Source organism: Synechococcus sp. CS-1326 (assembly GCF_025128115.1).
Taxonomy (GTDB): Bacteria; Cyanobacteriota; Cyanobacteriia; order PCC-6307; family Cyanobiaceae; genus Regnicoccus.
On record NZ_JAHLYV010000027.1, the window covers coordinates 1 to 13,120 of the forward strand.

The following is a 13,120-nucleotide window of genomic DNA, read 5'->3' on the forward strand; positions in this document are numbered from 1 at the left end:
CCGTAGAGCTCGATAAACTTGGGCAGAGACAGACCCGACTGGAACTGGATCCGATTCATAGCCATGGCAATCAGAGCTGGTACATGTGTATCAGTCTAGGCGACAGGCAGCAGGCGGCGGATCTTGCTACCTAATCAAGTGCTCGTATGGCTTTTCTTTTAAAGAGCTAATCCATAAATTCTAATGTTAGCAACTCAGATTTCAATTGGCCGATTCCATCATTTTCACTTGGCTCGGCAGCTTGAAAGGCATCATCTTCTCAGTCGCATCTATACTGGTTATCCCCGCTTCAAGCTCACAGATGAAGCTGGAATTTCTCCACAAAAAATTCATACCTTCCCATGGCTTCAAGCTTCTTTCATGGCCCGTAGCAAAATTGGGCTCAATCGATCTGCCTGGCTTGACCGGGAATGGGCTTGGTGGGCACATGAAACTCTTGATCGTTATGTTGAAACTCAGCTCGAGCAGCCCACTGCATTGATTGCACTGTCGGGTTCAGGTTTGCATTCTGGACGTAAGTCCCAACTTCTTGGTGGCATTCACATCTGTGATCGGGGTTCTTCTCACATCAGAGTTCAGGAGGCGCTGCTGAAGGATGAATTTTTGCGCTATGGCTCTTGTTGGACTGGGATCGATCCACGCTCCATAGCCAAGGAAGAAGCTGAATACCAACAGGCCAACTGGATTTCCGTTCCCAGCCAGTTCTGTTTCGACAGCTTCATCGCCCAAGGAATTCCTTCCCAGAAACTCGTTAAGATTCCCTATGGATCTCGACTTGAGCGCTTCCATCCAATCCTTCCATCTAGATCTGCAGATTCTGCCTTTCGCGTTTTGTTTGTTGGTGCTGCTGGCCTCCGTAAGGGAATTCTTGATCTTTTGGCGGCGTTTCAGCAGTTCAGTCATCCCAGAAAGGAGTTAATCTTGATTGGTAGTTTGGCTCCAGAGGCTCAGCATTTGTTGGCTCAAGTTGATCAGAGCCAGATCACAATCGTTGGCCCTGTCGCGAATTCTCAGCTTATTAACTATTACAACCAGGCTTCGGTTTTTCTTCTTCCCAGCATAGAGGAGGGATCTGGAATGGTAATAGGTGAAGCGATGGCCTGCGGCTGTCCTGTGATTTCCACTACAAATACCGGTGCATCGGAGCTGATCACTGATGGCATTGAAGGATTCATTGTGCCGATCAGATCACCAACCATCATTGCGGATCGGCTTCAGCAACTTGCCGACGAACCCGATCTTCTCATTGCGATGGGTCAGGCATCACTGAAGCGTGTTCAACAGTTGGGTGGATGGGATGCCTATGGAGACGCCTGGAATGATTTCTTGACATTCAAGGCCAATTCATTTGAATCAGAGCCATGAAAGGATCAAGGGAATTGATTTTGCTCCTTGCCATTGCAATTATGCTCCTGGCAGCTTTGATCAACAATTACCATTTCTTGGTATTTTCGAATGTAATCTGCTTTGGAATTTCTATTTTTTTGATTTTTCGGTTAATAGCCAATGGCCAAGCCACCCGTTTTTTCTTGTTCTCCTCTCTTTCTTGTGGAGCTTGGATTACCGGCGGTTTTTTGCAGAGTGCCTGGAATCTACTTGGCCAAAGCCGGCTTGATTTCATTGGTCTTTTTCGCGCTTCTTCTATTGTTATTGATGTCAGCCTTTATGCTTTGGCATCAGCCTATCTGTTTTTGTTCATATTTTTTACTGCCCTTTTGTCGCGGCTTTCATTTGTGAGGCATGCAGAAAGGCAATTTGACCGGCATGTCATTGTCAGGCTGCGCTCTGTTTCCTTAAAGCTGTGGACAACTTTGCTCTTTTTATCATCTTTGTCCTTATTCATGATTGCATTCTTGGGGCTTTTCTCTATCCGCGGGCTAGGGGAGGAGTACTTATCTGATCAAGGAATTCTTCCATGGTGGTATGTGTTGATTGTGTTTTTTATTGGGTTGCTCCCACTTCTTGTCTCTCAGGTAGCAGCTAAATTGCGGTCATTCTTTTCTTTTCCTTGCTTCACTCTTTTCTTTGGTTTTATTGTAGGTTTGTATTATAATTCTCTTACCGGGCGTTTTGCGCTGTTGTCTTTTATTCTTCTCATTCCATTTTGCTGGGTTGCTATTCAATCACCATTGCTTCGTTTCAACTCTAGACAGCTTACATTTCTTTCTATTATTGCAGTGACTATTCTTGCGCTTCTCCCCTTTGTCAACTTCTTTTTTGCCTTTATCAACGTAATCCGCTCTAATCGTGGTCTCTATACAGATCCCTTCGTGTTGATTGCTTCTTTCGTTGATTTTGTTGCTTCTCCCTCTACTGTAACGACTGCTATCGAGCGATCAGCTGAGAACCTTACTGCAAGACCTCTTATCCTTTGGCCCTTAGCGGCAACGATTGGTATGACCATCAATGGTGGCCATTCTGGTTATTTATATTTCGATGAACTTATTAACTCTGCTTTGAATTCTCTGCCAAGATTTATTTACCCATTCAAATCTACCCTTTTGCTCCAAGAGCAACTCCTGTATCATCATTTTCCTTTTGCTAGTGTAGACACTGCTGATTCTCCCTATCTTTACTCCTTTGCATCTTTTGGGATTGTTGGATCATTCATCTACCCTCTTGTGATCTGCCTAATTTACTCTCTTTTCCTTAATTTTATCGTATTTACAAGCATGCTCAGTTTTTGGCTGCCTACCAGCATTGCCAGCTCCTCAGCCCTGATTAGTTTGTCTATTGTTTCTTACGGCGAACTTCCAACGACCGGACTTTTGCGTCGCTTTATTGTTCCTGGTTCTGTTGCATTTGCTACCTTGCTCTTTGCTTTTTTGAAATCAAGTAGTTCTAGGCTTTCACGAGCACGTCCTGTCGACAGCTTTTGAAACTTGTGACTGATTATTCTGTATATCAACATATTTTGTATTTTGGAGATAGCAATGCTTCTTCTACTTCGTGTCAACGAGCTGAAGCATTATTGAGGATTGGTTGTGGTGTCCTTGTCGCTGATCCTTATGCTCTATTAAGTTCACGTAGCCGCTGGAAGCATTTTCTTGATTATCGAACTGGCTTTCGTTTCCTTCAAGGTGAGCTCTATAAGGCTCTGCAAGCAGATGATAAAATAACACACTATGTACCAGACTTGATCTGGGTGAATGGCGGCCAATTACTTGGGCCTACCATTTTAAAATGGCTGCGGCATAAGTTCAATTGCCCAATTATCTTGTATCAGAATGATGACCCGACCGGTGCGAGAGATTCCAGGCGCTTTTTGAGTTTACTTAGCTCTCTACCACTTTATGATCTCTGTGTGCTTGTACGCCCTGAAACTGAGCTTGAAGTTCTTGCCTGTGGGGCTAGTAGGGTGTTGAGGGTGTGGATGTCTTATGATGAGGTTTTCCATCGTTCTGCAAGTGTTGATGGTTTGCCTAATATTGAACAAGTCGTCTCTTTTGTTGGTACTTTGATTCCAGGTGAACAGCGTGACCGTTTCCTGGTTGAGTTTCTCAAGGTTGGCTTGTCCCTAAGTCTCATTGGTAATGGTTGGCAACGCAGTCGGATGTGGCCTTTGCTTTCCACAATTTATCGGGGGTCTGCACTGTTTGGCCAGGCCTATGTTCGGGCCCTCGGGAGCGCTGCGGTTTCACTGGGACTCCTATCCCACTTGAACCGAGATTTAGTAACTACACGTTCTTTCGAAATTCCAGCCTGTGGTGGTTTGCTTTGTGCTGAGCGTACTTCTGAGCATTGTTTGTTGTTTGAGGATGGTGTAGAGGCTGTCTTCTGGAACTCTTCTGAGGAGTGCATTCGTCGATGCCGTAATCTCCTCAATGATCCTCAACTTAATTCAGTCATCCGACATGCAGGCCGGCAACACGTGTTCAACCTTGGTGTAGGCAACGAGGATGTCTGCCGCCAAATCCTGGCAGCGATTTGAGATGAAAACACATACCCTGCCTCTGTTGATTGTGGAAACTCACCCAATCCAGTATCGGGCACCTATCTACGCCCGACTCGAGCAGCTTCGTCCAGGTGCTGTGCATGTGGTTTATGCCAGTGACCACTCTATACGTGGTGCACGGGATCCAGGGTTTTCTGCAAATATTTCCTGGGATACCGATCTGTTGGCTGGTTATTCTTTTACGATTCTTGACTCGACTTTGAGCCATGTCCCGCATGGTTGGAATGGCTTAAAGGGACGGGGTTTGCCTGCCTTGATCAATGAGTTGAATCCAAAGGCCATCCTCCTCAATTCGTTTACTTATCGCTACGATCATGTGGCTTATGCCATAGCTCGTTTTCGCCACATCTCGATCTGGATGCGCTGTGAAACCCAGGATCAAGCTTTTCCGCGTTCACCGCTAAAAAGTTTTCTTCGTTCTTTTTACTATCGGCTTTTTTATACCGGGGTCAGTATGGCCTTTCCCATCGGTTCCTTGAATCGTCGGCATTGGCTGCGACATGGTGTTTCGCTTCACCAGCTAAGAGATGCACATTACTGCACGCCTGATCGCACCGCTCTTCTCTCACTTCGTGAGCGCAATGCTCGCCGCCAATCTATTCGCGATCAGCTTGGCTTGCATCAGGATCACATATTGGTGGCCTTTTTTGGAAAGCTGATTCCAAAGAAGGATCCGGCCCTGCTACTTGCTTCTATCCCTTATCTTCCTGCCGAGCAGCGCAGCCAGTTTGCTCTGATGTATGTGGGTAGTGGGGAGCTACAGCAGGATCTGCAGCAGCAGGCAACCTCTCTTCATCATCGAGATGGTGTTTCTGTGCACTTTCCTGGATTTGTAAATCAGAAGGCCTTGGTGGATTGGTATCTGGCAGCCGATGTGGTGGTACTCCCTTCCAGGCAGGCCGGTGAAACCTGGGGGCTGGTTGTGAACGAAGCGATGCAGGCCGGATGTTCCGTTGTGGTGTCGGAGGCAGTGGGATGTGCTGCTGATTTTTGCGGTTGGGAACGTTTTCGGACGATTCCCATTGGATCGGCTCAACATCTGGCCGAGGCCTTGCTTGATCTGGCCCACTATCCGCGCAGCTTCACCTGGGCCGCAACCGGCCTTGAGAACTACAGCATTGACTCCGTTGCCCATGCTTTCGCTGCTGCTATCGACGAGCTGTCTTAGCGATGAACATCATCCTATTACGTCATTATCGGCTCACCGAAGGACCCAGCATGCACTCTTTCGCCGATTTGATTGCGTCAGGGCTGCGGGCCCGCGGCTACCAGGTTCAAGAGTTGACCCCGCCCATACTCCTTGCCAGGTTGGCTGGTGAAAACTCCTTGCTGCGCAAATGGCTGGGGTATCTGGATCAGTTTGTTCTGTTCATCCCCATAATTTTCCTGCGCGCGTATGTCCATCCTCCCAGCAGCTTGTATGTGGTTGTCGACCAAGCCCTCGGCCCCTGGATCCCTTTCATCAAGGCTCGCCCACACCTGGTTCATGTTCATGACCTGCTTTCGCTGGAGGGAGCCCTAGGCCGCCAACCTTTTCATGTTCTAAGTGGAAGCGGCCGCCTCTATCAGCGTTGGATTCGTCATGGCTTTCGCTCGGCGCGATGTTTCCTATCTGTTTCGATGGCCACTCGTCACGCACTGGCAGAACAACTAGTCCGTCCAGCACTTCTGTCTGAGGTGGTCTACAACCCTCTTCTCAGTCATTTTGTTGCTCTTCCAGCTGATGCGGCGTCTGTAGAAGTGAGTCAATCACTTCCAAACCTACTGCCCAGTCCTTTCCTCTTCCACATCGGCAGGACCTGGTACAAGAATCGGCTAGGTGTGCTCTCTATCTGGGAGCAACTCTGTAAACAAGGCTTTCTCGTTGATTTGGTGTTGGTGGGCTCGCTCAATTCCAGCCTTGCTGATTGGGTTGAGCAGCGCCCTTTGTTGCTGCCGAAGCTGCACGTTTTAGATCATGCAACCGACGCGCTCGTGGTAGCTCTTTACAGCCGTGCAGAGGCAATGCTCTTCCCTTCTCACGCTGAAGGATTTGGCTGGCCGATTTTAGAGGCCATGGCCTGCGGTTGTCCCGTGATCACCACCGATTGCCCGCCCATGAGTGAAGTGGCCGGCGATGCGGCCACTCTTATTCCTCCCTACCCAACTCAGCCGGATGCTCAGGAGGCATGGGCTGTTGATGCCTCCTGGCGCGTCCAGGCCGTGTTGCAGCGAACACCGGCTGAGCGACAACGTGCCCGCCAGCTTGGTTTACTTCAGGCCAGCCGCTTCTCCCATTCCCACTGGCTGGACCAGTTGGAAGATCTCTACCAGCGCGCTCTGTACCTTCAGGAGTCACAGTGATGGGAGCCTTGATCGGCGAATTCTGCTGGAAGCCAACTGCCCAGTCCCTACCACTGCTGCCCTTGCACCGTCGCGGGGCTGATGCGGAAGGTACCTGGATGAGCCACGATGGACATTGCTGGCTCGGTCACACCCCCCTTCCTATTCAGGATCTAACCGAGGCTGGTGCCCAGCCGATCAGCAGTCACTGCGGTCGCATCACGTTGGTGTTCAACGGGGAGATCTACAACCACAAGGCAGTGCGTGGCGGGCTGCGTTTCCAGCTGTGGCGTGGCCACACCGACAGTGAAACCTTGGTGGAAGGTTTAGCCCAGCGCGGTCCTGCTTTGCTGCTAGAGCTGCGCGGGATGTTTTCCTTTGCGGCCTACGACAGGGACAAGCAGCAATTGCTGCTCGGCCGCGATCGACTGGGCATCAAGCCCCTTTACATGCAGTGGCTGGATGCGGGCCTTCGGTTTGGCTCCGAACGCCGCGCCATTGGCGTTAACCATCGGTTGGCGGCACAGGAGATCAGCCAGATGTTGGCTTTTGGTCACCTGCTGACACCTTCGGATTTCTGTGGTCCTGAATCCGGCGGCTGCCATAGCCTCCCTCCAGGTGTGGTGGTGCGAGTTAATCGAGATCGACCTCACCTTCCAATACGTTACTGGCCCCCTCAGCCCCGTCCCGATTGGACGCCCCTTCCGATCCATGACGCTCGCTGGGCGCGTCGCTTTTTGCGTCAGCAGTTGGAGGTCGTCGTTCAGCAACATCTTCTGGCCGATAGGCCAGGGGCTTTTTTACTCTCCAGCGGCATCAATGCTGGCATTCTCACGGCCTTGGCTTGTCGCCTGATGCCCGGCAGGATTTCCAGCCTCACGGTTGGTTTGCCAGGTACACATGTGGATGAGAGCGATCGGGCCCTGAAGCTTTCCCGCCACTGCGGAAGTGATCATCACTTAATACTCGTCGATGAAGATCAGGCCTTGGGCTGGATGGAGGCGGGCTTGCAGTCCCTGGACATTCCCAGCGCCCATGGTTTGAAGAGCAACCTCATCTGCCGGGCTGTGGCCGAGCAGGGAACCAAAGTGGCTGTTGGTGGGCTCGGCGCCGACGAGCTGTTTGGTGGCTATCCCTCCCATCGAATCGTCCCTTGGTTGTTTCTCATGCGCAGCCTTCCTGCAGGGCTGCGCAGCGGACTGCTGCAGGCCGGCAGTGGGCGCCTCGCAACCAAGATCGAAGGCCTGCCGACTTGGGATCGTTGGCATCTGGCAGTTGCACTGCGTCGCTGGGCCAGTGATGGCGATCTGGTGGCTGCTGGCGTGGAAGCGCTGAAGTGGTCCTCCCCGCCTCCGGAGAGGATCAGCCAGGGCTGGGGCCAGATCAGTTGGGCGGAGCTCTTCGGCACCAGCGTGCCGAGGCTGCTTCGCGATATCAATGGGTACAGCATGGCCACAGGTCTTGAACTGCGCGTGCCATTTTTCGACCATCGTCTGGTTGAAATCGCCTTGCGAATGCCACAACGGTTTCAACGCCCTGGGAATGGGCTGTTGCGGGCCTCCTGCCAGGATCTGTTTCCAGTGGGCTATCTTGACAGCCCCAGGCAGGCTTTTTCTCTTCCGATGCGTCCCTGGATGCTTGGTCCCCTGCTGAATCTCTGCAGCCTCCGGCTAGAGGCTCTCCAGTCCAGTGGCTGGCTGGATCCAGACTGGATCACTCAACAATGGCAGGCTTTTTATGGTAGAAAACTGCCTTGGCCTCGTGCCTGGAGCCTGGTGGTGCTGGGGGAGTGGGCTCTCCGGGAGCAGCATTCATGAGTGAACTGAAAGCTCGGCTGAGGAGTGACTACGCAATCCTTCAGGCCAAACAGAAGTCCGTATCCTCGCGCGCCGCCTCGATCAGGCGCCTACAGCGACTGCTGTTCCCCCATTTGCCCATGCCATGCAATCGCGCCTTGGATCTGGGGGCAGGCCAGGGGGAACTCGTGGTCGCTCTTCAGTTGCTTGGTTGCTCAGAAGCAACAGGGGTGGAATTGAGCGCCTCCCAAGTGCAACAAGCTCTATCCCATTCCTTTCATTCAGTTTGCCAGGGGGATGGCTTTGATTCCTTGCAACGCTTGCCTGATCAGAGCCTGGATCTGATCACCTGCTTCGATGTGTTTGAGCATCTCCCCCATGAGGTCTGTGACTCTTGGTTTGCGCAGATCCGGCGGGTGCTGAGGCCCGGCGGCCGGCTGATTGGCCACGTTCCCAATGGCCTCTCCCCCTTCTGCGGTTCCGTGTACTGGGGCGACCTCACCCATCTATGGTGTCCAGTGCCGGAGAGCGTGCAGGTGTTCTGCCGGTCCAGTGGCCTGCAGTGGATCGGTGCTTACGAGAATATCGGGGCCTCTAACGGAGTTAAAGGCCGCTTACGCAGCCTGGCGTGGCGCGTTGTGAGGTCCTGTCTGGCGACTGTCAGCACGGTGGAAACCGGTAGCAGCACTTTTTCATGGCCATGGAGTCGCACCTTCCTCTTCGTGGCGGAGCGTGAGCGGCCTTGAGGCTCCTCCGCCTGATCCGCTCTCTGAATCCTTCCGGCGGCGGTCCCATGGAAGGTGTGTGCCAGATCACCCCACACCTGGCGGCCCTCGGGGTGGTTACTACTGTGGCAAGCCTTGATCCACCAGGGGCTACCTGGTTGCAGCACCAATCGTTTTCCACGGTTGGCCTGGGTCCCGTAGCTTCAAACTACGGGTATCGACGCGGCTTGCCTACCCGTATCCGCGCTCTCGCGCAGCAGCACGATGCCGTGATCATTGAGGGCACCTGGCAATATCACGCTTACGCCACTTGGCGAGCCCTGCATGACACGGATATTCCTTACTTCGTATATACACACGGAATGCTTGATCCCTGGTTCAAGCGCACCTATCCACTCAAACATCTCAAGAAGTGGGCCTACTGGCCTTGGGCCGATTACCGGGTGCTGCGCGATGCCTCCGGCGTGCTGTTCACTACCGAACAGGAGCGGTTGCTAGCTCGCCAGTCGTTTTGGCTGTACCAAGCCAAGGAGAGCGTGGTGGGCTTGGGCACCTCGGCGCCTCCCGGCGATGCTGTCCAACAGCTTGAGCTGTTTCTTGCCCGCTTCCCCCAATTGCGCGGCAAGCGAATCTTGCTGTTTCTGAGTCGCATTCATCCCAAGAAAGGCATCGATCTCTTGATCGATGCCTTTGCAGCGGTGGCCGACCTTGACCCTCGCCTGGAGCTGGTGATCGCCGGCCCCGACCAGGTGGGCTGGCAGGACCAGCTTCAGCAGCGCGCCGCCGCTCTTGGCATCGCTAATCGGATCACCTGGCCGGGCATGCTCAGCGGCGACCTTAAGTGGGGCGCTTTCCGCGCCGCCGAGCTTTTTTGTCTCCCTTCTCATCAGGAAAACTTTGGCATCGTGGTGGCAGAAGCCCTCGCTAATGGCCTGCCAGTGGCTATTGCTCAGCCGGTGAACATCTCCGCCGATGTGGCTGACTCTGGCGCCGGACTGGTTCATGAGGACACTGTGGCCGGCACCACTGAGGTCTTGCGGCAGTGGTTGGCGCTGGATGCTGTTGAGAAGCAGCAGATGGGGCAGCGGGGGGTTGAGCTGTTCCGTGACCGCTTTGACTTCGCTTCGGTGGCCAGAATTCTTTTGCCGGTGCTCGAATCCGCTCTCGAATTCCAGTCCTCCCGCCACTCTCTGTGATCCTCGCCAAGACCAACCCCTTTGAAGGCGCCAGCTTCAGTGGCCGTAATCGCTTGGCCCGCCTTGCCTGGCAGTTGGTATGTGTGCTGCTTTTCCGTCCAACGCCACCATCCTTCCATGCCTGGCGCTGCTGGCTACTGCGTCGTTTCGGGGCGCGTATCGGTTCACCCTGCTATGTCTATAACGACGTGGAAATCTGGGCGCCCTGGAATCTGGTGATGGCCGATTACTCCACCCTGGGCAGGCGCGTGATCGTCTACTCTATGGCACCAATTTGCCTTGGCGTGCGCGCCGTGGTGTCCCAGGGTGTGCATCTCTGTACCGGCAGCCACGACCATCAATCCGAAAACTTCCAGCTCTACGCACAGCCCATCACCATCGGTGCCGATGCCTGGATTTGCGCTGAAGCTTTCCTTGGCCCTGGTGTTTCGATCGGGGATGGTTCCGTGATCGGCGCCCGGGCCGTGGCGACCCGTGACCAGCCTGCCTGGATGGTGTGTGCAGGCAATCCGTGCCGCCCCTTGAAGCCACGTATCCCGCCCAGCTACGCACGAGCCTGAATGCTGCCAACTCTCACCCTTCCAAACGGGCGCATCACCACAACCCTCGGCTTTGGTTGTGCCAGCTTGTTGCGCTTGCCCGATCCAGTCGATCGCCAACGCCTGCTCGACATAGCTGTAGATCACGGCATCCGCCACTTGGATGTGGCTCGCCTGTATGGGCTTGGCTTAGCCGAAGGAGAACTCTCTTGCTTGCTGCGCCGCCATCCAGGTGCTCTCTCGGTGGCTACAAAATTCGGTCTCGGTGAGGCTGGCCCCCCATCAGGTGCTGCTCAGCGTCAAGGTGGGCTGCGTCGGCTGCTGATTCTGGTCCCAGCCCTGAGATCGTTGGCTAAACAAATCCATCGTAGCCATCTCCTGGCGCGAAATTTCAGTACAGACCACTGCCGCCAAAGCCTTCATACCAGCCTCAGCCAGCTGGGCCTGGAGGCGGTGGATCTTTTTCTGCTCCATGAGCCATCTCCCGCTGACCTGATCCCTGCCGAGCTAGGAGATACGCTCCAGGAATTGCAGCGCCAAGGGCTGATCGGCAGCTACGGACTCTCTGGGGACTGGTCCGATTGCTTAAATCTGCTTGCGACGCGTCCTTGCCTTGCCGGTGGCTGGCTGCAATGGGAGGACGATCTTCTGAATCCCGCACCCCCATTCGCCCCGCTTCACTCAGGCCAGCCTGCTCGGTATGGCCGCTTCGGGCGCATTCGTTGTTCGTTGCACACCATCCGCCAGTACCTGGCAGCCGTACCCCAGCTCCAACGCCATTGGAGTGAGCGGCTCAATTGCTCCCTTGCTGAGGATGTGGTCCTTGGTGCCGCCCTTCTCGGCGCATCCATGGCCAGTGATCCAGAGGCTTTGCTTCTTTATTCCACCACCGATCCTGTGCGCCTCGCCCGCACCCTGGCCCTGCTCAACGATCCCCCCTGGAATGCCTCAGAAGCGATCGCTTTTGAGGCTTTCTGGCGCCCCCCTGCTGCCATTTCCTTCAGCCCATGAGCCGCATCGATCTGCACACGTTTTCCTCTGAGCAGGAGTTTCAGAGCGATCTCTGCATTGTTGGTGGCGGGATTGCTGGTTTGGTTCTGGCCGATGCCCTGCGCGGCAGCGGCCGCCGCGTCGATCTTCTGGAGGCTGGTGGTGCTGAGGATGAATCCGAAAGCCAAGTTCTCTATGCCGCCGAGATGGCAGGAGTTCCCCATCTCGGCACCACGCAGGGCCGTTTCCGGGTGTATGGCGGCTCCTCCACCCGCTGGGGTGGTCAGCTGCTGCCTCTGGCAACGAATGATTTCAAGATACGGGCCCACGTGCCAGGCAGCGGCTGGCCGCTGGATCCCGCTGAGCTCAGTCCTTACCTGCACACCTGCGAATCCCTTCTAGGCACCAACCATGCTCCATTCGACTCGGAGCTGATTGACCAGCTGCCTAACCCGGGCCCCCAGCCCAGCGATCCCGATCTACAGCCGCGCTTTTCCAAGTGGGCTCCCTTCTCCAGCCGCAATGTGGCGGTCACCCTCGGCCGCCGCTGCGAGGACGATCCACATACTCGGGTGTTCCTGCATGCTGCCGTTACAGGTCTCAGGCTTGATGGCGATGGCCGCAACATTCACGCCCTGGAGGTACGCACCCTGGCAGGGAGGCAGTTTCGCTTCACCGCCCGCCAAGTGGTGATCGCTGCCGGCACGATAGAAACCACCCGCCTGCTGCTGGTCTCCGGTATCGGCAACGATAGCGATCAGTTGGGGCGCTGGTTTCACGATCACCTCTCGATCCAGGCCGCCACCCTCCACCCTCAGCCGCGCAAAGCGCTGCTTCAGCGCTTTGCGCCTTGGTTCATCGGTGCGACGCGCCACACGCTCAAGCTGGAATCCACGGCCGAATGGCAGGCCCGGCAGGGATGCCTCAATGTGATGGGCCATCTGGTGTTTGAGGCGCCAGACACCTCTGGCTTTGCCTGGCTTCGTCAGCAGCTTCAAGCTCGCCAGAGGCGAGAAGTACAGCCCCCAGCCGTGCCTGCGCCTTACATTGAGAAGCTCCCCGCCGAAAGCCTGGATCTGCTTTATCTAGCCTGGAAAGCGACAGTGCGCCGTCGGCGTTGGTGCCCGGCCGGAGCGGCCATCACCCTCTACATCGACACCGAGCAGCAGCCCAACCCCGAGAGTCGCATTCGCATCTCTCCACACCTTGACGCGCTGGGTATGCCAAAAGCCATTGTAGATTGGCGTTGGGGCGACAAAGAACGCTACTCTTTTGCCTGCTATCAGCAGCTCTTCGATCGCCAGTGGCAATCCTGGAACCTTGGTGCGATCGACTGGCACCAGAGCTTTGAGCCCGGAAGCGGATGGGAAGCTAATGTGAGCGATATCTACCATCTGATGGGAGGTACCCGTATGGCAGCAGATCCCAGAAGTGGAGTGGTCAATGCGAAGTTGCGTGTGCATGGCATCGAGAACCTGTTTGTGGCAAGCTGTTCTGTGTTTCCCACCGGTGGTAGTTCCAACCCCACGCTAACCTTAATGCAGCTTTCTCTTCGATTGGCGAAGCAGCTGCGCCGTTTTTAACCCAAACAAACTTC

General features: G+C 54.6%; 11 protein-coding genes and 1 pseudogene. All 12 read left to right on the forward strand.

The window, feature by feature from the left end:
* Positions 1-228: 228 nt before the first annotated feature.
* The 12 genes and pseudogenes from KQ307_RS10160 (at position 229) to KQ307_RS10215 (ending at position 13,106) form a co-directional block, all read left to right on the forward strand.
* Positions 229-1,365 carry a glycosyltransferase family 4 protein gene (locus KQ307_RS10160; RefSeq protein ID WP_259727892.1) on the forward strand — a complete coding sequence of 379 codons (1,137 nt, stop codon included), beginning with the start codon at positions 229-231 and terminating at the stop codon, positions 1,363-1,365.
* Entirely contained in the window at positions 1,362-2,879 is a 1,518-nt protein-coding gene (locus KQ307_RS10165; RefSeq protein WP_259727893.1) for a hypothetical protein, read from the forward strand. The genes KQ307_RS10160 and KQ307_RS10165 overlap by 4 nt, the downstream gene beginning before the upstream one ends.
* Positions 2,880-2,884: 5 nt before the next feature.
* On the forward strand, positions 2,885-3,931 hold the full coding sequence (locus KQ307_RS10170; RefSeq protein ID WP_259727894.1) for a glycosyltransferase: 1,047 nt from the start codon (positions 2,885-2,887) through the stop codon (positions 3,929-3,931).
* Positions 3,900-5,123, forward strand: coding sequence for a glycosyltransferase family 4 protein (locus tag KQ307_RS10175; protein WP_259727895.1), 1,224 nt, complete (start codon positions 3,900-3,902; stop codon positions 5,121-5,123). The genes KQ307_RS10170 and KQ307_RS10175 overlap by 32 nt, the downstream gene beginning before the upstream one ends.
* 2 nt (positions 5,124-5,125) lie before the next feature.
* Complete coding sequence (locus KQ307_RS10180; RefSeq protein WP_259727896.1) at positions 5,126-6,298, forward strand: glycosyltransferase family 1 protein; 1,173 nt, start codon at positions 5,126-5,128, stop codon at positions 6,296-6,298.
* Positions 6,298-8,094: an asparagine synthetase B gene (locus KQ307_RS10185; protein WP_259727897.1), complete on the forward strand. Its 1,797-nt coding sequence runs from the start codon at positions 6,298-6,300 to the stop codon at positions 8,092-8,094. The genes KQ307_RS10180 and KQ307_RS10185 overlap by 1 nt, the downstream gene beginning before the upstream one ends.
* Positions 8,091-8,819, forward strand: a complete 729-nt coding sequence (locus KQ307_RS10190; protein ID WP_259727898.1) for a bifunctional 2-polyprenyl-6-hydroxyphenol methylase/3-demethylubiquinol 3-O-methyltransferase UbiG — start codon at positions 8,091-8,093, stop codon at positions 8,817-8,819. Before KQ307_RS10185 ends, KQ307_RS10190 begins: the two co-directional genes overlap by 4 nt.
* A 47-nt stretch (positions 8,820-8,866) precedes the next feature.
* A complete protein-coding gene (locus tag KQ307_RS10195; RefSeq protein ID WP_259727985.1) occupies positions 8,867-9,994 on the forward strand; it encodes a glycosyltransferase in 1,128 nt (375 codons plus the stop codon).
* Positions 9,991-10,554 (forward strand): putative colanic acid biosynthesis acetyltransferase, encoded by a 564-nt coding sequence (locus KQ307_RS14815; RefSeq protein ID WP_311133755.1) that lies wholly within the window; start codon positions 9,991-9,993, stop codon positions 10,552-10,554. The genes KQ307_RS10195 and KQ307_RS14815 overlap by 4 nt, the downstream gene beginning before the upstream one ends.
* A pseudogene (locus KQ307_RS14905) lies at positions 10,555-11,043 on the forward strand (aldo/keto reductase); the annotation flags it as partial. It lies immediately after the preceding gene.
* Between the two features lie 339 nt (positions 11,044-11,382).
* Positions 11,383-11,544, forward strand: coding sequence for a hypothetical protein (locus KQ307_RS10210; RefSeq protein WP_259727900.1), 162 nt, complete (start codon positions 11,383-11,385; stop codon positions 11,542-11,544).
* The gene (locus KQ307_RS10215; protein WP_259727901.1) at positions 11,541-13,106 is read left to right on the forward strand and encodes a GMC oxidoreductase; all 1,566 of its coding nucleotides are present in this window, start codon (positions 11,541-11,543) and stop codon (positions 13,104-13,106) included. Before KQ307_RS10210 ends, KQ307_RS10215 begins: the two co-directional genes overlap by 4 nt.
* Positions 13,107-13,120 lie beyond the last annotated feature (14 nt).

Bases quoted from the DNA above. Each gene is read 5' to 3' on its own strand.
- KQ307_RS10165 (WP_259727893.1), top strand. From the start codon at position 1,362: ATGAAAGGATCAAGGGAATTGATTTTGCTCCTTGCCATTGCAATTATG.
- KQ307_RS10175 (WP_259727895.1), top strand. From the start codon at position 3,900: ATGTCTGCCGCCAAATCCTGGCAGCGATTTGAGATGAAAACACATACC.
- KQ307_RS10180 (WP_259727896.1), top strand. From the start codon at position 5,126: ATGAACATCATCCTATTACGTCATTATCGGCTCACCGAAGGACCCAGC.
- KQ307_RS10185 (WP_259727897.1), top strand. From the start codon at position 6,298: ATGGGAGCCTTGATCGGCGAATTCTGCTGGAAGCCAACTGCCCAGTCC.
- KQ307_RS10190 (WP_259727898.1), top strand. From the start codon at position 8,091: ATGAGTGAACTGAAAGCTCGGCTGAGGAGTGACTACGCAATCCTTCAG.
- KQ307_RS10195 (WP_259727985.1), top strand. From the start codon at position 8,867: ATGGAAGGTGTGTGCCAGATCACCCCACACCTGGCGGCCCTCGGGGTG.
- KQ307_RS10210 (WP_259727900.1), top strand. From the start codon at position 11,383: ATGGCCAGTGATCCAGAGGCTTTGCTTCTTTATTCCACCACCGATCCT.
- KQ307_RS10215 (WP_259727901.1), top strand. From the start codon at position 11,541: ATGAGCCGCATCGATCTGCACACGTTTTCCTCTGAGCAGGAGTTTCAG.